19 protein-coding genes are annotated in these 23,720 nt (G+C 51.0%); 12 read left to right on the top strand and 7 right to left on the bottom strand.

From position 1 onward, the window contains the following. Positions 1 to 39: 39 nt before the first annotated feature. The 6 genes from GBK04_RS06460 to GBK04_RS06435 all read left to right on the top strand — a co-directional run bounded on the left by GBK04_RS06460 (position 40) and on the right by GBK04_RS06435 (position 9,820). Positions 40 to 1,557, top strand: coding sequence for a SusD/RagB family nutrient-binding outer membrane lipoprotein (locus tag GBK04_RS06460; protein WP_152757924.1), 1,518 nt, complete (start codon positions 40 to 42; stop codon positions 1,555 to 1,557). 112 nt (positions 1,558 to 1,669) lie between these two features. Continuing rightward, a complete protein-coding gene (locus GBK04_RS06455; RefSeq protein WP_152757922.1) occupies positions 1,670 to 3,391 on the top strand; it encodes a helix-hairpin-helix domain-containing protein in 1,722 nt (573 codons plus the stop codon). A 51-nt stretch (positions 3,392 to 3,442) separates the two neighbouring features. Beyond that, entirely contained in the window at positions 3,443 to 5,866 is a 2,424-nt protein-coding gene (locus GBK04_RS06450) for a TonB-dependent receptor (protein WP_152757920.1), read from the top strand. A gap of 105 nt (positions 5,867 to 5,971) precedes the next feature. Next, positions 5,972 to 7,054 (top strand): DUF4249 domain-containing protein, encoded by a 1,083-nt coding sequence (locus GBK04_RS06445; RefSeq protein WP_152757918.1) that lies wholly within the window; start codon positions 5,972 to 5,974, stop codon positions 7,052 to 7,054. 302 nt (positions 7,055 to 7,356) lie between these two features. Next, positions 7,357 to 8,442, top strand: coding sequence for a DUF4249 domain-containing protein (locus GBK04_RS06440; protein WP_152757916.1), 1,086 nt, complete (start codon positions 7,357 to 7,359; stop codon positions 8,440 to 8,442). Positions 8,443 to 8,782: 340 nt separating this feature from the next. Continuing rightward, positions 8,783 to 9,820, top strand: a complete 1,038-nt coding sequence (locus GBK04_RS06435) for a DUF4249 domain-containing protein (RefSeq protein ID WP_152757914.1) — start codon at positions 8,783 to 8,785, stop codon at positions 9,818 to 9,820. Positions 9,821 to 9,822: 2 nt separating this feature from the next. On the opposite strand, the gene GBK04_RS06430 is transcribed toward GBK04_RS06435, so the two are convergent. Next, positions 9,823 to 10,692 (bottom strand): sterol desaturase family protein, encoded by an 870-nt coding sequence (locus GBK04_RS06430; protein ID WP_152757912.1) that lies wholly within the window; start codon positions 10,690 to 10,692, stop codon positions 9,823 to 9,825. Between the two features lie 320 nt (positions 10,693 to 11,012). On the opposite strand from GBK04_RS06430, the gene GBK04_RS06425 reads away from it, so the two are divergent. Together GBK04_RS06425 and GBK04_RS06420 are read left to right on the top strand one after the other, a co-directional pair. After that, positions 11,013 to 11,681, top strand: coding sequence for an ABC transporter ATP-binding protein (locus tag GBK04_RS06425; RefSeq protein ID WP_152757910.1), 669 nt, complete (start codon positions 11,013 to 11,015; stop codon positions 11,679 to 11,681). Continuing rightward, the gene (locus tag GBK04_RS06420; RefSeq protein WP_152757908.1) at positions 11,678 to 12,772 is read left to right on the top strand and encodes a hypothetical protein; all 1,095 of its coding nucleotides are present in this window, start codon (positions 11,678 to 11,680) and stop codon (positions 12,770 to 12,772) included. Before GBK04_RS06425 ends, GBK04_RS06420 begins: the two co-directional genes overlap by 4 nt. Before the next feature lie 54 nt (positions 12,773 to 12,826). On the opposite strand, the gene GBK04_RS06415 is transcribed toward GBK04_RS06420, so the two are convergent. The 4 genes from GBK04_RS06415 to GBK04_RS06400 all read right to left on the bottom strand — a co-directional run bounded on the left by GBK04_RS06415 (position 12,827) and on the right by GBK04_RS06400 (position 18,236). Further along, the gene (locus GBK04_RS06415) at positions 12,827 to 13,540 is read right to left on the bottom strand and encodes an SDR family oxidoreductase (protein WP_152757907.1); all 714 of its coding nucleotides are present in this window, start codon (positions 13,538 to 13,540) and stop codon (positions 12,827 to 12,829) included. A gap of 139 nt (positions 13,541 to 13,679) precedes the next feature. After that, positions 13,680 to 15,134, bottom strand: coding sequence for a S41 family peptidase (locus GBK04_RS06410; protein ID WP_152757905.1), 1,455 nt, complete (start codon positions 15,132 to 15,134; stop codon positions 13,680 to 13,682). Between the two features lie 171 nt (positions 15,135 to 15,305). Next, positions 15,306 to 16,418 (bottom strand): T9SS type A sorting domain-containing protein, encoded by a 1,113-nt coding sequence (locus GBK04_RS06405; RefSeq protein ID WP_152757903.1) that lies wholly within the window; start codon positions 16,416 to 16,418, stop codon positions 15,306 to 15,308. A 141-nt stretch (positions 16,419 to 16,559) separates the two neighbouring features. Continuing rightward, positions 16,560 to 18,236, bottom strand: coding sequence for a glutamine--tRNA ligase/YqeY domain fusion protein (locus GBK04_RS06400; protein ID WP_152757900.1), 1,677 nt, complete (start codon positions 18,234 to 18,236; stop codon positions 16,560 to 16,562). Between the two features lie 206 nt (positions 18,237 to 18,442). Here GBK04_RS06400 and truA point away from each other — a divergent pair, with 206 nt between their 5' ends. The 4 genes from truA to GBK04_RS30365 all read left to right on the top strand — a co-directional run bounded on the left by truA (position 18,443) and on the right by GBK04_RS30365 (position 20,858). Beyond that, a complete protein-coding gene (gene truA, locus GBK04_RS06395) occupies positions 18,443 to 19,210 on the top strand; it encodes a tRNA pseudouridine(38-40) synthase TruA (RefSeq protein ID WP_152757898.1) in 768 nt (255 codons plus the stop codon). 52 nt (positions 19,211 to 19,262) lie between these two features. After that, on the top strand, positions 19,263 to 19,853 hold the full coding sequence (locus GBK04_RS06390) for a nucleotidyltransferase family protein (protein ID WP_152757896.1): 591 nt from the start codon (positions 19,263 to 19,265) through the stop codon (positions 19,851 to 19,853). A 141-nt stretch (positions 19,854 to 19,994) separates the two neighbouring features. Continuing rightward, positions 19,995 to 20,642 (top strand): hypothetical protein, encoded by a 648-nt coding sequence (locus tag GBK04_RS06385; protein WP_152757894.1) that lies wholly within the window; start codon positions 19,995 to 19,997, stop codon positions 20,640 to 20,642. A 63-nt stretch (positions 20,643 to 20,705) separates the two neighbouring features. Continuing rightward, positions 20,706 to 20,858: a hypothetical protein gene (locus GBK04_RS30365; protein ID WP_373330759.1), complete on the top strand. Its 153-nt coding sequence runs from the start codon at positions 20,706 to 20,708 to the stop codon at positions 20,856 to 20,858. Positions 20,859 to 21,563: 705 nt separating this feature from the next. Here the strand turns inward: GBK04_RS30365 and GBK04_RS06380 are convergent. Then, positions 21,564 to 21,908 (bottom strand): cupin domain-containing protein, encoded by a 345-nt coding sequence (locus GBK04_RS06380; RefSeq protein ID WP_152757892.1) that lies wholly within the window; start codon positions 21,906 to 21,908, stop codon positions 21,564 to 21,566. A 222-nt stretch (positions 21,909 to 22,130) separates the two neighbouring features. Next, positions 22,131 to 23,720, bottom strand: a complete 1,590-nt coding sequence (locus GBK04_RS06375) for an aldehyde dehydrogenase (NADP(+)) (RefSeq protein WP_152757890.1) — start codon at positions 23,718 to 23,720, stop codon at positions 22,131 to 22,133.

Raw genomic sequence — 23,720 nt, 5'->3', positions numbered from 1 at the left:
TTTATTCGCTCATTACCTCCATCAAAACTAAACTGAACAATGAAAAAACTACCTATATACCTCGCCCTCGCCACCTGCCTGTTTGCGACTTCGTGCGACAAAGGGTTTGACGAAATGAATACCAATAAGACGGCGGCTACGACGGTAAATCCAGTTTTCCTGCTGAACAATGCCGTCATTAACGCCTCATTTCCTTCACCCATTTTGTGGTACGACATGAGTATCGTGCAGCAGACGGTCACGCCCAACTCGGGCGTATTGACGGGTGCCAACTTCAACCAGGATAACCGCGATTACACGCAGCAAATCTGGCTTCGGTACTATCCTGATGTAATCAGAAATACGAAAACCACGATTGACCTTGCCTCGAAAGATCCCGCCCGCAGTAATCTGGTCAACATGACCCGGATATGGCAGGCTCACGCCTTCATGGTGCTGACGGATACTTACGGCGATATTCCCTACTTCGATGCTGGGGTTGGGTTTATTAATCAGGTAGTTCTGCCCAAATATGATCCCCAGGAAGCTATCTACAAGGATATCATCAAAGAGCTGAAAGAAGCTTCGGCTGCCCTGGATGCTTCCAAGCCCAAAGAAAATGCGGATATTATGTACGCAGGTGATATAGCCAAATGGAAGAAGCTGGGTTATTCGTTGCTCTTGCGGGCGGGTATGCGACTAACGGAGGTTGACCCCACGCTAGCGCAACAAACCGTAAAGGATGCCGTGCAGGGGGGGCTCATAGAGTCCAACGCCGACAACGCGGTGGTCCGGCATAATGCCAACTACAACAATGCCCTGGGAAGTACCCTCAATGGTACCGAAGGCAACAATATCTATCTAGGCGCGCCTTTCGTGAACTACCTCAAAAGTACCAACGATCCCCGGCTGGGTTCCATCGCGGTACGCTATGTAGGGGCTACGTCGGGGCCGCAACAGATTCCGGCCAACGCCAAAACCGACCCGTCGGTGCAGATCGGTATGCCGTTCGGATTTGACAACATTAGCATAAAAGAACAGGCTACCAAAGACGGACTTGCCAGTTTCTACGCGTACAGCCAGATCGACCGTACCCGCCTGGCCAAGCAGCAGAGCCCGATGTTCCTTGTGACCTACGGGATGAATCAACTTTTGCTGGCGGAGGCTGCCACACGCGGTTGGGTGGTGGGCTCAGCGGAGGATTATTATAAAAAGGGGGTTCGCGCCCACATGGAGCAGATGGCTTTGTACGATGTCAATTCGGCCATCCCGAGCAGTGCCATCGATGCCTACCTGGCCGCCAATCCGTTCGATGCCAGCAAAGCGCTGGAGCAGATCAACACGCAGTACTGGATCGCTACGTTTATGAATGGCCCCGAGTCGTTTGCCAACTGGCGGCGTAGTAACTTCCCGAAACTGACACCCAATCCGTTTCCGGGTAAATCGATCAAGGGCAATTTCATCAATCGCCTCACCTACCCCAACTCCGAAGTATCGGTCAACAGTGCCAACCTGAAAGAAGCCGTAGGTCGCATGGGAGCCGATGATCTGGACACCAAAGTGTGGTGGGATAAGTGATCAATTTTGAATGACCGAATGGGTGAATGATGGAATAAGCGTTGTACTTTTATCGTATCATCGCACCGGCGACCCGGTCACTTATTCTGTCATTGAAAACTTTGCTCCACGCATGACTAATTCTGAGATTGTAGAAACTCTTGAACTGACTGCCCGCCTACTGGAACTCCACGAAGCAGATGCCTTCAAAATAAGAGCCTACGGGGCGGCGGCTTTCAATCTGGATAAATTGACGAATCAACAGATCGCCGGACTCCCGTTCGGCGATCTTATTAAAATACAGGGGGTAGGTAAGGGTGTGGCGGGCAAGATCATCGAACTAGTCGAAAAAGGTCACATCAAAGAAACCGACGAGCTACTGGCCGCTACGCCGCCTGGCGTGCTCGAAATGTTCCGGATCAAAGGAATTGGCCCCAAGAAGATCGCCGCCCTCTGGCACGAATCGGGAATTGAATCCATCGCCGAACTGGAAGCTGCCTGCCTGGACGGCCGCATTGCCAAGCTCAAGGGTTTTGGGGAAGGTACTCAACAAAAAATTCTGGATTCACTGGCGTTCCTGCGCAGTCAGACGGGTAAGTTGCGCATGAATCAGGCCGAGGCGCTTGCCCAGCTACTTTTGGATGAACTGGAGAAACAGTTTGATCGGGTAGAGGTGGCAGGCGAGGTACGTCGCAAGACAGAAACGGTCGAGACCATCCGCTTCCTCATTCCCGCGGATTCGCCCGTTGCGGTGCAAAAGGTACTTTCCAAAATGGATATGCTCCATCAGGACGTGAAAGCTTCCACGCCCTTCGTGTGGCGTGGGAAGGCATTTGATCAAGATATTCTTGTAGAAATCGTGGCCGTAAGCCCCGCCAGAATCGAGAACGAACTTTTTGTGCAAAGCAGTGCGGAGGGGCATCTGACCCATCAGACAGCCAACGGACGCACGCTCCTGCAGATCGCCCGCGCCGAAGCAGTGGACGTAGAGGAGGAGATCTACCAGAAGGCCGGGGTACCTTACATTGTGCCCGAAATGCGCGAGGGACATGGGGAGTTCAGCTGGGCGCAACACCATACGCCCGATGAACTCGTGACGTGGGACGATCTGAAGGGGATTTTGCACAACCACAGTACCTACTCCGACGGACAAAATACGCTGGAAGAAATGGCGGAGTATTGCCGCGAACTGGGCTTCGAATATCTGGGCATCGCCGACCACTCACAGACCGCCGCTTACGCCAGTGGGATGCGGGTCGAGAAGATTTTTGAACAACACGATGAAATTGACCGGCTGAACGCCCGTTTTGCGGCGCAGAATTCAGACCAACCCTTTAAAATTCTAAAAGGCATCGAGTCCGATATTCTGGGCGATGGAGCGCTGGACTACCCCGATGCCGTACTGGCTTCCTTCGATTACATTGTGGCTTCGGTGCATAGCAACCTCACCATGTCGCTCAGTAAAGCAACGGACCGGTTGCTGGCGGCCATTGCCAACCCCTATACCACCATTCTGGGGCATCCCACGGGTCGGCTGCTGCTTTCGCGCGATGGGTACCCCATTGATTACAAGGCCATCATCGACGCCTGCGCGCAGCATCAGGTCATCATCGAGATTAACGCCAGTCCCTGGCGGCTAGACATTGACTGGCGCTGGGTAGGGTACTGCCTGGAAAAAGGGGTGAAGTTGAGCATCAACCCCGACGCTCACGCCACGCAGGGCTACCATGATATGCACTACGGGGTAGCTATTGGCCGTAAAGGTGGGTTGACGAAGGGTATGACTTTTAATACTTTGTCTTTAAAAGAAATGGAAGGGTACCTACAGAAGAAAAAACAGAAAAAGCCTGAGTAAGCTGTATTCCTTTCCATGATATTTGCGCATCCTATTCCTTAGCTATTCCACATGATTTGTCAACGTTATTTCCTCACCATACTTTTTTTTGCAGGATTTCTAGTAAATAGTCAGGGACAGGGTACAAAATCCACCACACTTTTTGGTACCGTAACCAACGCGTTGACCGGCGAGAAAATGTCCGGCGCCAGCGTGTTTGTCATGGAAGTACGGAAAGGGACTCAAACCGATAAAGGAGGCTTTTATATACTTTCGGTACCTTCCGGCAAGTACACCGTCAAATACAGTTCCATTGGGTTTAAGCCGGTTTTGAAAGAAATTGAGTTGAGGGCCGATCAGGTGAATCAGGACATACAACTGGAAGAAGATACCAAGCTGCTGGATGAAGTGACGGTCACTACGGGCAAGCCCGAGGAAAATGTCCAGAAAGTAGAAATCGGCGCTTCGCGTCTCAACATCCGCAGCATCCAGAAAATCCCGGCCTTCATGGGCGAAGTGGATGTAATGCGCAGCCTGCTTATGCTGCCCGGCGTCACGACCGTGGGCGAAGGTACCACTGGCATCAATGTGCGCGGCGGCAGCATCGACCAGAATCTGGTGCTGATGGACGAGGCTCCGCTATTCAACACCTCGCACCTGTTCGGCTTCTTTTCCGTCTTCAATCAGGATGCCGTGCGCGACGTGACTCTACAGCGCGGCGGTATTCCGGCCGAATACGGCGGGCGGGCCTCCTCAGTGCTGGACGTGCGGTTGAAATACCCCAACTCCGAACAGTTCTCAGGCAGCGGTGGCATAGGACTCATTTCCAGTCGTCTGACACTAGAGGGACCGATTGTCGCCAAGAAGCTGTCTACGCTGCTGGCGGTGCGGGCATCGTTCAACGACTTTCTGTTTAAGATCGGTCCCATCGCCCTGCGCGATACGAAGGCCAATTTCTATGATATTACCAACAAATGGCTCTGGACGATCAACAACCGTCAGGAGTTGACCTTCTCGGGGTATTTCAGCAACGACAATTTCAAAATCCCGTCCGATTCGCTCTCGTCGGTCGATGTTAATGCCTCTTCGTCGTTGTTTGGCTACCGCACGGCGAGTGGTACCCTGCGCTGGCAGTTCAATGTCAATGACAAGGTGAGCTGGGAAGCCGCCGCGGTACTGACCAACTACCGCGCCAGTACCATGATTCCCGACTCGGCCAATGCAATCGATCTGGTGTCGTCGATCACCTACCAAAACCTTAAATTTCAATACAGCAACCGAACCAACCCCCGGCATTTTCTCAAAGGGGGCGCGGGTGTGATCGGCTACGGGGTACAACCCAACACGCTGACACCCGGTCCCTATTCCAACATACTGCCGTTGGACATCGAGCGCGAACACGCAGCCGAATTTTCGGCTTTTGCCGAAGACGAATGGAAGCTTACGGATAATTTTTCGGCGGTCATCGGGCTGCGCTATTCGCAGTTTCTGCGGCTGGGTGCCGCTACGATCAACCGTTATGCACCCGGCGGCCCGCTGGCTGAGGATGTGGTTATTGAAACCGAAACCTACGACAAAGGTGCGGTGGTGAAAACCTACGGCGGGCTGGAGCCTCGCCTGGCGCTGCGTTGGACGCTGGGAGCCACTACCTCGGTGAAGGCGGGGTACAATCGGATGCGGCAGTACCTACAACTGGTGTCCAACACCACGGCCGCCTTACCCACTGCCCGCTGGACCACGAGTAGTCCGTACATCAAGCCACAGATTGCAGACCAGGTATCGCTGGGACTCTTTAAAAACCTGAAAAATGATATGTACGAAACCTCCGCCGAGGTGTACTACAAGAAAATACAGAATGCTCTCGACTACAAGGATGGTGCCGATATCGTACTGAACGAAAAGCTGGAAACGGCGGTGTTGCAGGGCGATGGCCGTGCCTACGGCCTGGAACTGATGGCCAAGAAGAATACTGGCTTCTGGACGGGTTGGGTAAGCTATACCTACGCCCGTACCTTTTTACAAATCAACAGTCCGTTTCCTGAGGAGCGCGTCAACAATGGCAACTGGTACCCGGCTAACTTTGACCGGCCCCATACTCTGAACGCCATGACCGTGTTCCGGCCTAACCTGATGGTGACGGTGGCGTTCAACTTCACCCTGAGCAGTGGCCGGACCGCCACCTACCCATTCGGGCGTTACACCCTATTTGACCCCACGATTTTCGGGGCCAATATTCCTATTTACCTCAATCGCAACCAGGATCGTATCCCCGCCTACCATCGGCTTGATTTTTCTATTACGTTCGACCAGAATCCTGAAAAGCATCCGGAGCGGAAATGGAAAAACAGCTGGGTGTTTTCGCTCTACAATGTATACGCACACAAGAACGCCTTTTCCATATTTTACAACTTACGACCCTACGCCCTGACCGAAGCCAACAAGCTTTCGATTTTTGCCACCGTGTTCCCTTCCCTGACGTATAATTTTAAGTTTTAGGGGTACCTAAGCAAAAAAGTACAACGTGTTAAAGGTATAAGGTATAGAGAAGCAAAGTCAGGTTACAGAATTTTTCAGGAGTTTTATAGATAAACCGATCCAACATTGTCCATCATCCAGTACTATTTATCCATTAGAAAGGCTGCTTTGTGGGCGGTAATCGCTCTGGTATCCGCCTGTGTGACACCCTACGAGGCTGATTTTAAGCAGCAACCCGAATCGGTGGTCGTGCAGGGTTTTGTTTCAAATCAACCGGGTCCTTACACCATTCAACTCGTACGGCCCGCCAACTACTCCTTCGCGGGATATAGCATTGGCATTCAGGGAGCCAAAGTGTATATTACCGACGATACGGGCCAGCGGGAAGACCTCGTGGAAACGCTGGCCAGCGGACAGTACAAGACTCAAAAGCTGCAGGGAATTGTCGGTCGTACCTACCAACTTCATTTTGAGGTGAACGGTAAAAAGTATGAATCGAGGCCCGAACTGTTGCGCGATGCGGGTACCATCGGCCGTATTTACCATGAGGCTTTCCAAAGCATCAGCCCGATTACGCAGGAGCGACAGCTTGGCGGCTGGCACGTTTATATCGACACAAAGGATCCCGCCGAACGGGGCAACTATTACCGTTGGAACTCAGTGCACTACAAGCGGTTGGTAGCGTGCGGATCGGCCAAGGATCGTTATGGCAACCCGCTGTACCGGCTATTCTGCTGTACCGATTGCTGGGACATCGTCCGCTGTTTGGGGCCCGATTGTATCAAGGTTGCCAACGATGCCCTCAACAACGGCCAGGAGATAGCCCGGCAGGAAGTAGCTACGGTTCCGGTGGACTGCCGCGACAAATATTACCTTGAAGTGGAACAGCAGGCACTCTCGCGCGAGGGGTACCTCTACTTCAAGACGATCAAGCAATTGCTGGAAAACACGGGTGGCGTGTTCGACGTGGCTCCATCGGCCGTACCGGGCAACATGAGCTGCCTCACCGATCCTGACGAACAGGTACTGGGCTTATTCGGCGCGGTGGGAATCACGCGCGTGGGGTATGTGGTGGATCGCAGTAATGCCGAACGGTCGGCTTGTCCGCAAGAACTGCCCGATCCGCCTTCGGGACCGCCGCCGCCCTGTGCGCCCTGTGAGGAAAGCCTGTACCGGACGGGCCAGAAGCCACGCTTCTGGGATTTATAAGCTAGGGATTTTGGACGACAAACGTCGTTTCTGGCTCAGACAATCTGGCTCCTGGGGGAGGGTACCTTTGAAACGGAATTTTAAAGATATTTCCCAAATCTCCATTTTCAGGGGGTATCAATGCCATAAATGAGCTAGCTGCCCTCCGGCGGTTTCGCACTGAAAAGATATTGCGGTATTTGAAACTCGTATCGGACTTTGTAATGGTGATGATGCAGATCGACAGCCCGAACTCAATACTAAACACAGAATTTCACAAAGTTCACACGACGTATGTTAACAAAAAATAAACCCTTATACCCTTGTTAACTTTCCTTCATCAGTTGCCCTTTAAAAAAGCCCTCGCATGGGTAACCATTGCCTTAGTGTCCGCCTGTGTGACACCCTACGAGGCTGATTTTAAACAGCAGCCCGAAAATGTGGTCGTGCAGGGTTTTGTTTCAAATCAACCGGGCCCTTACACCATTCAACTCGTACGGCCCGCCAACTACTCCTTTGCGGGATACAGCATTGGCATTCAGGGAGCCAAAGTGTACATTACTGACGATACGGGCGGGCGGGAAGATCTGGTGGAAACGTCGGCCGGCGGTCAGTATAAAACCCAGAAATTGCAGGGAGTTGTCGGCCGCACCTACCAGCTTCATTTTGAAGTGGATGGAAAAAACTATGAATCCCGACCCGAACTGCTGCGCGATGCGGGTACCATTGAGCGCATTTATCACGAACCGTTCCAAAGCATCAACCCGATTACGCAGGAGCGACAGCTTGGCGGCTGGCACGTCTACATCGATACCCAGGATCCTGCCGAACGCGGCAACTACTACCGCTGGAATTCAGTGCGTTACAAGAAGTTGGTTGGGTGCGGCTCGGCAAAAGACAGATACGGTAACCCCATTTATTTTCTTTTTTGCTGTTCAGATTGCTGGGATATTGAACGCTGCCTGGGCCCCGACTGCATCAACGTCGCCAACGATGCGCTCAATAATGGGCAGAAAATCGCGCGGCAGGAGGTAGCCACCGTTCCGGTGGAATGTCGCGACCAGTACTACCTGGAAGTAGAGCAACAAGCCCTCTCCCGGGATGCCTACCTGTACTGGAAAACGATCAAGCAACTACTGCAAAATACAGGCGGCGTTTTTGACGTGGCCCCGTCGGCGGTGCCGAGCAACCTAATCTGTATCAGCAATCCGCAAGAGCAGGTACTGGGCTTTTTCAGCGCAGTGGGCATTACAAGGGTAGGGCATGTGGTGGATCGCCGGGATGCCGAGCGTGCCAGCTGCCCCGCCGGATTGCCTTATCCTCCTACGGGAGGGATCCCACCGCCCTGCACCCCTTGCGAGGAAAGCCTGTACCGGACGGGCCAGAAACCCCGTTTTTGGGACTTCTAGGTCAGGGATTCTGGACGACAAACTTTGTTTCTGATTAAGATAACCTCGCTTTTAGAGATGGGTACTTTCGCAAAGGAATTTTCATCAGCTTATTGCCCAACCCCCCATGTTCAGGTGGGAGTTGATGTGGTAAACAGGTTGGCTCCCTCCACCGGATTCAGGGTACCGAAAAGCCGGTTCTAGACTAAAAAGATATGGCGATATTTGAAATCCGTATAGGACTTTGTAATGGTGATGATGCAGATCGATAGTCAGATCCCCGAGATACGGATCAATACTGGACACGGAACTTCATAAAGTTCACACGACGTATGTTAACAAAAAATAAACCCTTATACCCTTGTTAACTATCCTTCATCAGTTGCCCTTTAAAAAAGCTCTCGCATGGGTAACCATTGCCTTAGTTTCTGCGTGTGTGACACCCTACGAGGCTGATTTTAAGCAGCAGCCCGAATCGGTGGTCGTGCAGGGCTTCATTTCCAATGAGCCGGGCCCCTACATCGTCCAGCTCGTACGACCTGCCAACTACTCCTTCCAGGGATACAGTATAGGCATACAGGGGGCCAAAGTGTACATCACTGATGATGTGGGGGAACGTGAGGACTTAGTGGAAACACGGGACATCGGTCAGTATAAAACCTTGAAATTGCAAGGCATTACCGGACGAACCTATCAGCTTCATTTTGAAATAGATGGTAAAAAGTATGAATCAAAGCCTGAACTATTGCGCGAGGCCGTTGCAATCGACCACATTTACCATGAGCCTTTTCGGAGCATCGATCCCATTACCAAGGAACGGCAACTCGGCGGCTGGCACGTCTATGTCGACACTCAGGATCCTGATGAACGGGGTAACTACTACCGCTGGACCGCTATGCATTACAAATACTTGCTTACTACCTGTACCGATTGCTGGGATATTGTCCGCTGCCTGGGGCCGGACTGCATCAAAGTTGCCAATGACGCCTTGAACAACGGCCGGAAAATTGCCCGACAGGAGGTGGCTACGGTCCCGGTGGAATGCCGAAATAAGTATTATCTCGAAGTGGAACAACAGGCACTCTCGCGCGAGGGGTACCTCTACTTTAAGACGATCAAGCAATTGCTGGAAAATACGGGAGGCGTGTTCGATGTGACTCCATCGGCCGTACCGGGCAACATGAGCTGCCTCACTGATCCTGACGAACAGGTACTGGGCTTATTCGGCGCGGTGGGAATCACGCGCGTGGGGTATGTGGTGGATCGCAGCAATGCCGAACGGGCAGCCTGCCCACCCGTCCTGCCCTATCTTCCACCGGGGGGAATACCACCGCCTTGTATTCCCTGTGTGGAAAGCCTGTACCGGACGGGTCAGAAACCCCGTTTTTGGGATTTATAGCTTCATTTATTCTGCATTCCCGAAATCGGTTCATGGGCTTCTTTTGCTGTCCCCACGGGTGGGCGGTACTTTTGAAATGGAATTTTTAACAAATTCCCGATGTGACTATGCTCGTGCGGTTCCCGGTGCGTATCGATACCATAGATGATTTCACTCCCCTTCAGACGCCTAAAAGTCCCGAACAGGCGATCCCAGATAGGAAAAATATTACTGTAGTTAGAATCCGTGTAAGGCTGCACGTAGTGATGGTGTACGTGGTGCATATTGGGCGTTACGATGAACCAGCTAAGTACCCTGTCGACCGACTCGGGTAGGTTGATATTAGCGTGGTTGAATTGAGAAAGTCCCGCCGAGATGGCCTGATACAGGAACACCAGCCAGATCGGGGCACCTACCAGCACTACGCCGATGGTGGTGAATAGGAAGCGGAACACGCTCTCGCCGGGATGATGGCGGTTGGCAGTGGTCGTGTCCACGTAGGCATCGGAATGATGAATCAGGTGGAGACGCCACATCCACTTCACCTTATGATGCAGCCAGTGGATGAAGTATGCACCGATCAGATCCAGGAGCAGCAGCCCTACCCCCATGTAAGCCCACAGCGGCATTTCCGGCAGCCACTGCAATATCCCGAAATCGTGAGCAATAGTCCAATCGCTCGATTTGAGCAAAATAAAGGCCATGGCAAAGTTGACAATGATGGTCGTGAGGGTGAAGAAAATATTGATTCCCGCGTGCTTCCATTTATTATAGCCGAAGCGAAACAGCGGAAACGCTCCCTCGATGAGCCAGAACAAGGTAAGGCCTCCGACCAGAATAGCACTCCGGTGCGCCGAAGGTATGTGCTCGAAATAATCTACGAAAGTCTGCATGAGCATGCGTTTACTTTGAAGGAAATAACTCCTTTAAGGTAAACGATTTAAAGCATTTGTTTGCACAAAATCAATTAAATATTTGACTATAGCCAGTGTGTATATAAAAATTGCTGATGGAGCAAAGTGGTATTCCTTTAATCAAAGTGGTATTCCTTTAACCAAATATGCACCCCTTACCCAATAAAACCTATGCAGGCAGATAGCTGTTTTTCAGGAATTTATCGAACGGTAGGTACCTTTGGAAGGTAGGTCAGACGATGGGGACTAGCGCCAGATAGCCAGCTTTTCGTATTTTTCAGAAAATCTTTTCATATTCCATGACGCTATCCGTTCAAAATCTGCGAAAAAGCTACGGAAACCACGAAGTACTCGCCATCCCCGAGTGGAGTATCGACGACGGAATCTACTGGATACAGGGTGAAAACGGAGCCGGTAAATCCACATTATTCCGAACCTTGGCGGGGATGCTACCTTATGAGGGTACCATTCTTTTAGACGACCGCTACGATCTCCGAAAGCAACCCGTCGAGTACCGCCTGCGATTGAACCTGGGCGAGGCTGAGCCGCTGTACCCCGCTTTCCTGACACCTGCCGATTTGCTGGCGTTTGTGGCTGAAGCCAAACGCAGTCCCGCCGGGCAGGTAGAGGAACTGGTGAACGCACTGGGAATCAATTTTTTGGATCAAACGATGGGCGCATGTTCGAGCGGGATGATCAAGAAGACGTCACTGGCATTGGCCTTTCTGGGTGAGCCGCGCATAATCATCCTCGACGAACCGCTCATCACCATCGACCAGGAAGCCCGCGGCAATCTGTTCGGGCTGATTCATGCCTATCGGGCGCGGGGTGTCACGTTTCTGCTATCGTCGCATCAGCCGTTTGAACACGACGATCTGGTTATTACCGCTTCGTATGCTTTAAGGAACAAAACCATGATGTTGCAAAATCCACTTGCACAGCCTAACGCGCCAGAGGTACCTTCATGAAAGCACTACTGCTCTCCACCGTACGCGAGTTTTTCCGGCAGCGGGCCGGTTTCTTTCTGGTCGGAATTTTTCTGATTTTCGGTTTTCTGACCAGTCGTGAACATTACGCCTTTGCGATGTTTTTCCTGACAGATGACTGGGGTATGTTGACCCTTTTTGTGGTTTGGGGTGGTTATATACTGCTTTGCGCCCAATTCATAGCGCACCAATGGTTACGGCCCGAGTACGTTTTCCTGCACAACGTCCGGTTGTGGCCGTTCGGCAGGCGTTTGTATCGATTGTCCGTAATGGCTCTGGGATTCATTCAACCCCTGCTTTTGTATGGGATCTATGTACTAAGTATTGCCCGGCAGGAAAAGATTCTGGGTAGTAGCTGGCCTTTGTTGGTGTATTGGCTGATCTTATACCTGGCTCTGGTGGTGGTGACGGAGTGGCGATTGCGCAATCCGGACGTGGCGTCTTCCGCCCGGAAATCCGGTGTTCGGCTACCTTTCAAACGCCCGGCCCATATGATTTTCTGGACCCTGGAATGGTTGCTGCGCGAGCGCGGGCTTACGCTGTTGCTTACCAAAGTCGGTGCCCTACTCTTTGTTACCGCTACCCTGGTCTATGACCACACGGGCGACTACGATTTGCGTCTTCCTGCTATCGGATTCACGCTGGCCTACCTCATGAACATTGGCCTTTCGCAGGAACTATTCGAGTGGGACAATCAAATATGGCTCTGGGGGAAAAGTCTGCCGATTTCCCAAGGGAAACGGTTTTTGAATGTACTGATTCTGCACGCCATTCTCATCCTACCTGAAACGTTTGTGGCGGTCCGGGGCGATACGCTGGGTTCGTTGAGCGCCTGGGAATGGGTGCAAGTTTTTGGACTGGGGCTAGCTTGTTTGCTTTTACACCATGTCCGCTTGTATAGAAAAAGCTACGACCCCGAAAAAAGCAGCCAATCGCTATTGGTAGGGTACCTGGTGCTTACTTTTCTGATTTTGTACAGTGTTCCGGTATGGGCGTTGGGGGTGGTACTTTTGGGCTGGTCTATGTGGATGTGGTACGGCGGTTTGAAAGGCAGGCTTCCAGCCCGTTTGTAAGTGCTGTCAAAACGGGCTGGAAGCCGACCCATCGGACTGTCGTACCACAGGTTTTTACTTGGGTGGCATCGAAGGCCGTACTTCCACCTTGCTGGGCAGGGTACGGGCGGGCATTTTGATCAGGTCTACTACGATCTGCCCGATATCTTCAGGCTGGATTTTCCAGGCGTCCTTTTCGCTGGGTTCGTGGTCGCCGAAGTGCGTGGCCACCGATCCGGGCATAATGGTACTTACCTTGATTCCGTCATTTCGCACATCCAGCATCATGGCTTGTGTAAACCCAACCAGCCCGAATTTGCTGGCATTATAAGCGGCTCCGGCGGCGAAAAAATTGGTACCTGCCAAACTGGCAATGCTGATGAAGTACCCCTGCGATTCTTTTAGGGCGGCCAGGGAAGCTTTGGCGCTGTGAAAAACGCCCGTCAGGTTAATGTCAATGGTTTCATGCCATTCCTTATCGGTCATCTCCTGAATCGGGGCAAAGTGACCCACACCCGCATTGGCGATGAGATAGTCCAGGCGACCCCATTGGTCAAGTACCTCGGCAACGGCTTTTTCCTGGGCGGTGAGGCTGCGTACATCAGCTATCAGACCCAGCGCGTAGCCGTCTTTGATTTTATTGAGAGAAGCGGCCGCTTGATCGGCATTTTCCTGAGAGCGGCTCGTAATGGCCACTTTAATGCCTTGGTTGATGAGGGCTTCGGCTACGCCATAACCGATTCCCATGGAGCCACCCGTAACGAGGGCGGTTTTAATTGTATCGCTCATTTTTCTGATTGATTAGGGTAGTGAAAAACAAAAGACGCTACAATATCTGTGCCCCGGCTGGTAGTACGGAGGAATCGCCATAAAAAAAGTGGCCGGAGATTCATTCCGGCCACTTCAAAAAAACTGGTACCAACGTTGATCACTTCAACTCCATCGTTTTGATCATCCGCTTTTCACTGGTTTGCAGATTGTCTTTTAGGAACTCGCCCGACAGCGGGGTTACACGGGCCGTCGCTCCTACGCGGGCCGACGTACTGGCCGGAATGCCCATCACATTGAGTACCTTACTGAATAGCGTTTCGTTATCGTCGCCAAACGAACGGAACGGAATTACCGTATCGTCTACTTTATAGCCGGCAGCAATGCCGTTCACATTACCGTAATCCGACTCGCCGTTGGCGTTGGCGGTTTGTCCCAGCATGACGTACATGCCCCAGTTCCAGCGCTTTTTATCATCGCTCACCAGGGTACCGAACAGGTTTTTACCGTACGTGTGATCACCCACCGTAATAACCGTCATATAGGGTTTGAGGCCGTTGATAACCAGCTCGCTGGCCGAGGCGGTACCTTCGGAGGTAAGCACAAATACGCGACTGAGATTGGCTCCGATATTGTTCGGTTCATTCAGGAAAGTATGATCCAGAGCATTGGGACCACTTTCTTTCTGATAGTAAGCCGTGTAATTCTCATTCCACTGTTCTTTATAGAATACCTTGGACGTAGAGATGTTTTTACCGATCAGGGATGCCAGCGTTTCGGCTGAGCTGATGTAGCCACCGCCGTTGAAGCGTAGGTCGAGCACCAGTTCGTTAACGCCCTGCGCCTTGAAATCGCCGAAAATTTTGCGAAGCTGGTCATCGTACAAGGTAGGTGAAGTGTCCGTGCCGGGTACGAACTGGGTATACACCAGGTACCCTATCTTCTTGCCGTACTGCGATTTGTCGATGACCGCCGAAAAGCCGACCGGATTTTCGGTCACCTCGGCTTTGGTCATCGTGTATGTTTTCTGGTCGTCGGCTACCAGCGCGGCACCGTCCAGCTTGCCCAGATTAAAACTAATATTATCGCTGCTACGCAGTAAGGTAGCATAGTTACCGGTAGTCAGAGCCTGTCCGTTCACTTTCAGGATAATATCCCCACGCTTCAGCCCAGCCGCTTCGGCGGGGCTACCTTTTACGACATAGCTCAGAAACAGCCCAATGTTCGACTGGTTTTGATCCACCGCCGCCAGTTGGTACTGGATGCCAAAAATCTTGCTGATGCCGTTGAATTCCTTCTGCAGCGACTCGATGTCGTCCGTAATGCCCGAGAAGCGGTCCACGGTGGCTCGTTGATAAATCAGTTTTTCAAAATAATCGGCCGGATTGGCATTGGCGTTGAGGGTACCCTGTGCGGGCATTTGCTTCGACCAGAAATATGCATCCTGCATCACCTCGTAAATCCAGGCATTGATGGAGCTGTATTGAACGCCCGAAGTAGACAGAGAATCGACCCCAACCTGGGAAGTGGGCTCGACGGCATCTCTCTTGCAACTTACTACAAAAAGGAACAGAACCGCAAACCCAAAAGCACTGAGTCTTTTACCTATATTCATTCGTAATCAAAGGTTTAAGTTGAAATAATAGGTAGAGCGATTAGGCCATAAAGTCAGGGTAGGTATATTTTAGTTTTAATATAATATCACTAACATATACGCACCCTTTTGCAGAAAAGTTGCAGACGAAAGCTATTTTTTTGCCCGGAAAGAAAGAAGCCTTTGAGGTACCTAGCGTACGAATTTTCGCGTAAGCACCGCCTGACCCGAACGCGCCCGGATGAGGTACATGCCTTTGGGCAGGGTACCTACCGAAAACTCGCCGGAATGTTGGATTGCAGACATTTTGAATTCTTTTTTTTGTAAAACCCTGCCCTGTAAATCAACGAGTTCTATTACAGATGTGGAAGGTCGGCGGGTACTTACTTCCACGGTAATGTACTCGTGGCTGGGCACAGGGTACACCACCATGTTGAGTTCAGTAGGAAGAAACTCCTGCGGAGGTAGCGCCGTAATGATTCCCTCGAATTCAACCTGCACCGGCTCAAAGGGCGGGATTGGATTGGACGAACTGTTCTGATCGGTGACGAACAGCGCATTGGTACGCCAGCTTTCGGCGATTTTCACCCCCTGCCGCCACTCTTCCGTCACATAGGCGTAGGTATACAGGCCAATCTGGGCCGGAGCGTTCCAGACCAGCTTTGCCGCCGGGCGGTCGAGCCGGAAGGTACCTTGTCGGGTAACCTCATTGGGGAAAATATAATTGTTGCTCGGAAGATTGGGGGCACATTCCTGGCCCGGTACTAGGATTTTGACCAACCGATAGGCCAAGCTATCACCATCAGGATCGGTGGTAGCCAGCGGAAGCAAGAAAACCTGACGCAGTCCGGTGGTAAACGTAGGGGTAGGGGCTGGCGCCGTGGAGTTGGATACTGTCGTATTCAGAGTTGTTTGAATCACCATTTGCAGCCCCCCCGTGGGAACAGGCCCCAGATTAATGATACTGCTGGTGAGATTATCCAGCTTGGTTGCGATGGTATATTGCCCGGGAGCCGGGTAGGTGTAGCGAATCCGGTACACGCTGCGATTGACCAGCAGACCGGGTAAAATTTCCGAACTAATGCGCTCTGCCTTCATTTGGGTACCATCACCCAGGCAGAAACTAATTTCCGTCTGTGCGTCGGCCGCTGGCCTTCCATTCTGATTGTCCAGATATATTACGCCCGTAATATCGTAGGTCAGTCCACTGATGTTTCTGGCCTGGATTTCTCCGCCCAGCAAATGGGTGGCGTAGGCGGTGGTGCCGACGCAAAGCAGCAGGATAAAAAAGAAGAACTTTTTCATGGGAACGGACTGGTTTAGGGTGGAAATCAGGGACTAACTACTTTTTGAACGTGACTTTATTCTAAAAAAGTATCAGTAAAGTCCACAAAAAAAGACGAGCCGTATGACTCGTCTTTATAAGAAATTTAAGAAGCTGATTTTTTATTTTCCTGCCTCCTTCGCCCAGTTATCGCGTAAGCCGACCGTGCGGTTGAAAACCAATTTATCGGCGGTACTATCCGGATCTACCGCGAAGTACCCTTTTCGCAGAAACTGGAACGAATCGCCCGGCTGTGCGGACTGTAAAGCGGGTTCGGCATATCCCGTGATGACCGACAGCGAGTCGGGGTTGAGGTAATCTTTGAAATCACCCTCTTCCGAAGATGGATCTTCTACCCGGAACAGGCGGTCGTACTGACGGATTTCCACGGGAATCGCCTCCGAAGCCGACACCCAGTGCAGGGTCCCTTTCACCTTCAGGCCTGATTCGTCCTGACCACTTTTACTATTTTCGATGTAGGTGCAATGTACCTCCTGGACGTTGCCGTCGGCATCTTTCACTACCTCATTACACTGAATGATGTAGGCACTTTTCAGGCGTACCATCTGGCCGGGCGCCAGGCGGAAGTACTTCTTGGGCGGGTTTTCCATAAAATCCTCCTGCTCGATATACAACTCGCGCGTGAAAGGCATCTCACGGTCGCCCGTTTCGGGTTGCTCAGGGTTGTTTTCACTTTGGCAAGGCTCTACTTTGTCCTCGGGAAAATTGGTTACGACCACTTTCAAGGGATCGGTGACCACCATCCGGCGGGCGGCGCTCTTGTTCAAATCCTCCCGCACGCAGAATTCCAGCAGACTCATATCGATGAGATTGTCGCGTTTAGCCACCCCGATGCGGTCACAGAAATTACGGATGGATTCGGGCGTGTAGCCCCGACGCCGTAGACCCGAAATAGTAGGCATCCGCGGATCGTCCCAGCCCGTGACGTGTCCTTCGTTCACGAGTTGGAGGAGTTTCCGCTTGCTCATGACCGTGTAAGTCAGGTTCAGGCGGGCAAACTCGTACTGTTTGGAAGGGAAAATCTCCAGATTTTTAATAAACCAATCGTACAAAGCCCGGTGCGGAATGAATTCCAGCGTACAGATCGAATGCGTGATTTTTTCGATGGCGTCCGACTGTCCGTGCGCAAAGTCGTACATGGGATAAATGCACCAGGTGTCGCCCGTGCGGTGGTGGTGGGCAAACTTGATGCGGTACATGAACGGGTCGCGCAGGTGCATGTTGGGCGAAGCCAGGTCGATTTTGGCCCGCAACACGCGGCTCCCCTCGGCAAACTCACCCTTCCGCATCCGCTCGAACAGATCCAGGTTTTCCTCCACGCTGCGGTCACGGTAGGGACTGGGTTTGCCGGGCTCGGTAGGGGTACCTTTCAACGCGGCGATTTCCTCCGCCGTGGAATCGTCCACATAAGCCAGTCCGGCTTTGATCAGTTCAGTCGCGAAAGTATAGAGTTGATCGAAATAATCGGAGGCATAGCGCTCCTCCACCCAGTCAAAACCCAGCCAACGCACATCGTATTTGATGGAATCCACGTACTCGACATCCTCGGTAGTAGGATTGGTATCGTCAAAGCGCAGGTTGGTGCCGCCGCCGTACTTTTTGGCCAACCCAAAGTTCAGACAGATGGATTTGGCGTGGCCAATGTGCAGGTACCCATTGGGTTCGGGCGGAAAGCGCGTGAGCACCCGGCCGCCGTGCTTGCCCTCGCGGATATCGTCTTCGACAATTTCTTCAATGAAATTGAGCGACTTTTCTTCTTTTTTCTCTTCGATAGTCATGATACGGGTACTTGGTTCCGAATTCCTGGTTTTAGAAGAATTCCAATAAAGAACGCTATACACTGCGCCAGGAATTCCCAAAGTTACGGTTCTTCATGCTAGGATAGAAAAGAAATTGCGGAGTTGTTGCGAAGTAAAAAATATTCTGAGGATGGCGCGGGAGAGAAACAAACGCGGCCGCGGGCTTTTCTGCCTATCTTTGCGCCATGCGGTACTTTATCGAACTCAGCTACAAAGGCACGGATTTTATCGGCTGGCAGCGGCAGGTCAAGGGCCGCTCGGTACAGCAAACGCTCGAAGAAGCTATGGCTACCATTCTGCGGCAGCCCGTCGAAATCGTCGGCAGCAGCCGCACCGATGCGGGCGTGCACGCCGGGCAGCAGTTTGCGCATTTTGATTCGCAGGTACCCCTGGCAGATCCCGAAAAGCTGGTATATCGCCTGAACAGCATTCTGTCTTACGATCTGGCCGTACGCCGTATTTTTCCGGTCGAAGCCGAAGTCCACGCCCGTTTTGCGGCTACGTACCGTCGCTATGAATACCGCATCATCCGGCATAAAAATCCCTTTTTAACAAATCAGGCCTACCTATTTCGTCCTGATCTGGATCTGGAAGCCATGAATGCAGCGGCGGCATTACTGCTGAAATTCGACGATTTTGAGAGTTTCAGTAAGGTACATACCGACGTCAAAACTTTTTTGTGCACGATCACCACCGCCGAATGGCAGTGGGCAGGGGGTACCTTAATATTCAGAATACAAGCCAATCGGTTTCTGCGGGGTATGGTGCGCGCACTGGTGGGTACCCTGCTGGATGTGGGTACGGGTAAGCAAACCGTAGCTGATTTTGAAAATATTATTCTGGCCAAAAACCGAAAGCATGCCGGAGCACAGGCACCGGCCCACGGACTGTTTCTGGTCGAGGTAGGGTACCCTTCTGAAATTGTAAGGCCTGATTATCTGAACTTTACCTGATTTATTAAAAATAACGCTGACGGATCATTACCGAAAGCCAACAACGGAAAGTATGACGATAGGAATAATAATTCTGGCCGCTGGCGCTTCACAGCGCATGGGCCGACCCAAGCAGACCCTCGCGCTGGATGCCGGCAAAAGTATGTTACAAACCACCGTTGAAACGGCTCTGGCCACGAAGCAGCGCCCGGTGATCGTGGTGGTAGGGGCCAATAAAGCCGAGGTGGTTCCCGAACTGGCAGGGTACCCTGTGACGATCGTAGACAATGCGTTCTGGCCGGAAGGTATGGCCACCTCCATCAAGGTAGGTTTGGCCGGGTTGTACATGACCGAACCCAAACTGGACGGCGTGCTGATGCTGGTCTGCGACCAACCCTACCTCACCACCGCGTTACTGGAACAAATGGCAGCTACTTTTCAGGAATCGGGTAAGAAAGCGGTGGCGTGTCGCTACAAAAAGCAGTGGGGGGTACCTGTACTCATCGGACGCGAATTACTGGCCGAACTCACCCAACTCACAGGCGATCATGGAGCGAAACCTTTGCTGGAAAAGCATTTGACTGACGTAGCTTTCGTGGATTTTGATCAAGGTGTTATCGATCTGGATACGCCGGAGGATTATGAGGCGTTTTTGGCGAAGTGATGGAAATCAGTTGTGAAGTCAGTTGTTTCCACCTGATTTTGCAGAAAACAGGCAGGTGCCCTGTTCTGGCGGCTGTTAGGTGGAAACACTCGACAGTACGGAAAGAACCAGCACAAAGTAGATGATTAAACGATTTTTTAGATGGAACTGTTGGAAAAGGTGGTTATCCATAACAAGGGGGTGCTTACTTTTTGTTTATGCATCCTCTGTGGATTTTCTGTGTTTTCTCAAAATTCGGAACATAGGGTTCATCCAGCAAATATTGAATTGTTTCCAAAGCCAGGATTTGAGCCGCTTCCGCCGCATAAGTCTAAAATTATCGATAGATCAAACTTCAAACCCGAAAATTTTCGATTTTCGGATGCAACCGGCAAAAGTTTGAATGATCGACTGTCCGCGGGTGTAGGCATAGAACCGGCCAGTTGTAAACCGTCCTATGGGTTGTTTAAGTTTAGAGTCAATGGCAAAGGGGTGATCGACAGCACCTGGTTCGATGGCCAACTTTCAAAAGAAGTGTCAGTTCGGATCTTGGACAATATTCGTGCCACGGAGGGCAGTTGGGTAATCACGTCTGGAACCAAAGAAGCGGATGTGGCTTGGTATGTATATTTTTATTCTGATACGCGTGCCCGATGGGATAAGAAAATGAAGTGTACAGAATCAGACAAGGAGCTACAAAAAGCAGTTTCTGCAATTTCAAATTACTATTACAACCTTTATTATTGGATTGGAGAGGACAAAGCTACGCTAATTAGGCCAACAGCAAACGACGGTCAACCCAGGTATTAGACTTGTAGTGTTGTTTTTGTAGTGTTGTCGGGTGTTTTTACCTGACTTTGCAGAAAGAGATAAGTGCCCTACTCTGTCCACTACCAGTACCAGAAGGAAACAACCGACAGCACGAAAAAAGGCGTTAACGACCTGGATACGCCGGAAGATTACGAGGCGTTTTTAGCGGAGTCATGGGTGTTCCAGGAAATAATACAGTCAGATATTTTCACCTGATTGTAGAAAAAATATAAATTTCAACCGTTAGTATACGCTCGTCAATTCTTTGAATTTCGTTATTTTATTATAAAAGACTTTTTCGCTCCATTTTAGCGAATCCGGGAAAGGTAGATTGAATTTGGAGAAATCGGACCAAAAGATCAATATCCGGTGTTTGGACGGATCTTCTGAGGAGAGAATGACAGGAAAGTGCGCACCCTCTATCAGGCTCCATTTGTCTTTGGTGAAATTGACGAAATAGCGTTGATATTTATAATCTACACGATATACGAAAACCTGATTTTGGTAAGAGTACCGGTAGTGAAATCTTACATAAAGTGTTAGGGGTCTGGATCTTTTTACCATCTCAATCCCACTTATCGTTGCCGTTTCGTAGACTTGATTTTCAATTATTTCTTTTTTTATATGAGCACCCCTAATACTCATATAAAGCGCCGGTAAGGCGAGCAGTACAAATCCCCAGATCGAAATAAACATCGCCCACTCAAATTCCGTTTTCGATTCCTTGGGAACACCTTCCATCATCTCTGGTACAGCTAGTGTTTGGGGGTTTAGAACTGACGTTGGGTAGATACCTTTCGTTGGGGGAAAGTCAGGTGTCGCCGTGCTGTCAGGTGTGTCCACCTAACATTCTAGAAGATGGAAGATTTCGAGGCCAAGATTACTTTTGGACGAACATACTCCCAGTGGCCCTGGCATTGCTTATTCAACGAAAATTGTGTCCTCTACATTTTTTTCAACGGTCAAATTTACTGTTCTATTGATAGCACTTGTTTTATGAATTATTTTGGAAGGTATTTTAATAAAATCACCCGGTTTTAAATAAACGGGCTCCTTGTCTTTAAATTCAATTTTGAGTAAGCCTTCAAGAATCAAAAATAACTCATCTGTATTTTCGTGGAAATGCCATTTATATTCTCCATTCATAACGGCAATCCTCAAACAGTGATCATTTACACTTTCAAGAATAAAATTATCATACACTTTGTCAACCTTATCACTGATTTCTTTAAAATTTTTCTTAATCAGAATTTGTGAGCTTACCATTTGAGGTCGTATTTAATATAAAAATTTGTTGAGCAAAACCGTGAACCTTTGCAGTGTAGTCAGATATTTCCACCTGATGTTGTAGGAAGGTCATTGTCGGATGGTAATAACCGACAGCACAACGACATCCCACACCACACCTGTTTCTGAACAATTATAACGAAAAATTCCCCAAAAAGCAGTCGCTTTTTGGGGAATCAAGAATATAACAGGTCCACCAATTTATATGGCGTCCTGGGTCAATTCATTATTAACCAAACGCCAGATTCCGAGCGGATTGCTGTCCTTTAACTCGTCGGGCAAAAGGCTATCCGGCCAATCCTGGAAGGAGAGTGGCCGCACGAAACGCAGGATAGCGTCGCGCCCGACGGACGTGAACCGGGAGTCGGTGGTAGACGGGAATGGGCCGCCGTGGTGCATAGCCGCACATACCTCTACGCCCGTAGGTACCCCATTCATAATGAACCTTCCGGCCCGGCGCGAAAGGAGGCGTAAAATCTGCGGATGCCCGGCGGCTTCGGCGGCATCGGCCATCAGCGAAGTAGTAAGTTGTCCGGGAATGTGCTTCAGGGCAGCTTGCAATTCGATGGAATCCTCACAAACGACTAATAACGAGAAGGGACCGAACACTTCCTCGTGCAGGTTTGGATTTTTGATAAAATCCTTGCCACTTACACGCGCAATGGAAGCCTGAGATTGGTTTTCACCTTCTGCTTTTTCATCGGAAAGTACCAACGTTTCTACCCCGGCCTCAGCAAGAGCCTTGTCGCGTAGTTTGAAAAAATTCTTCCGAATACCCTCGGTGAGCATCGTCATGGAAGTGATTTTACCAACTTCCCGGGCGTAGATTTTCTCAAATTCATCCAGAGCGGGCGAATCCAAAGTAAACACCAGTCCCGGATTCGTGCAAAACTGTCCGGCCCCCAGTGTCACCGATCCGGCCAGGGTTTTTGCCAGCGACTCCGTATGTGCGGCCAGCGTATCAGGCAGGATCACGACTGGATTCACGCTACCCATTTCGGCAAAAACGGGTATGGGTTCGTCGCGCTCCTGCGCCATTTTGTAGAGGGCCATGCCGCCCTTAAAGGATCCTGTAAAGCCAACCGCTTTGGTATAGGGGTGCTGCACCAGGGCGGTACCTACCTCATAGCCATCGTCGTAGAGCATGGAAAATACGCCATTGGGCATACCCGTGCGCTGAGCCGCCTTGACAATGGCCTGAGCTGTGAGATCGCTTACACCGGGGTGGGCAGGATGGGCTTTGAGGATAACCGGGTTGCCCGCCGCCAAAGCCGGAGCCGTATCGACGCCCGCAATAGAATAGGCAAAGGGAAAATTGCTGGAACCGAAAATCACGATCGGACCGATGGGTACCAGCATCTTCCGCAGATCGGGCTTGGGCGCGGGGGTACGGTCGGGCTGGGCGGTATCCACGCGCGCTTCGACCCAGGAACCCTCCCGTATCAGATTGGCAAACTGCGTAAGCTGGTTGATGGTACGGCCCCGCTCGCCCTGCAAACGCCCCATGGGTAAGCCGGTTTCCTGATGGGCGCGCTCCAATAATTCGTCGCCCATAGCCATCATTTCTTCGGTGATCGCCATTAAAAAATCGGCCCGTTGACTGGCCGGAATGGCAGCGTATTCGTCAAACGCTCGCTCGGCCAGTTGCATGGTTTTTTCTACTTCTTCCGCAGTAGCGGGATGAAATGTTTCGGGTAGGTGCGTATGTTTTACCGGAACGTATGATTGAAATGTTTTGGCGTTTTCAGCTGATTGCGAATAGCCAATATAGTTTTTACCTGTGATGGACAT

This window comes from Salmonirosea aquatica, from assembly GCF_009296315.1.
Lineage (GTDB): Bacteria > Bacteroidota > Bacteroidia > Cytophagales > Spirosomataceae > Salmonirosea > Salmonirosea aquatica.
Note: the sequence above shows the minus strand (reverse complement) of the source record. Positions and strands in the feature narration are given on the sequence as shown.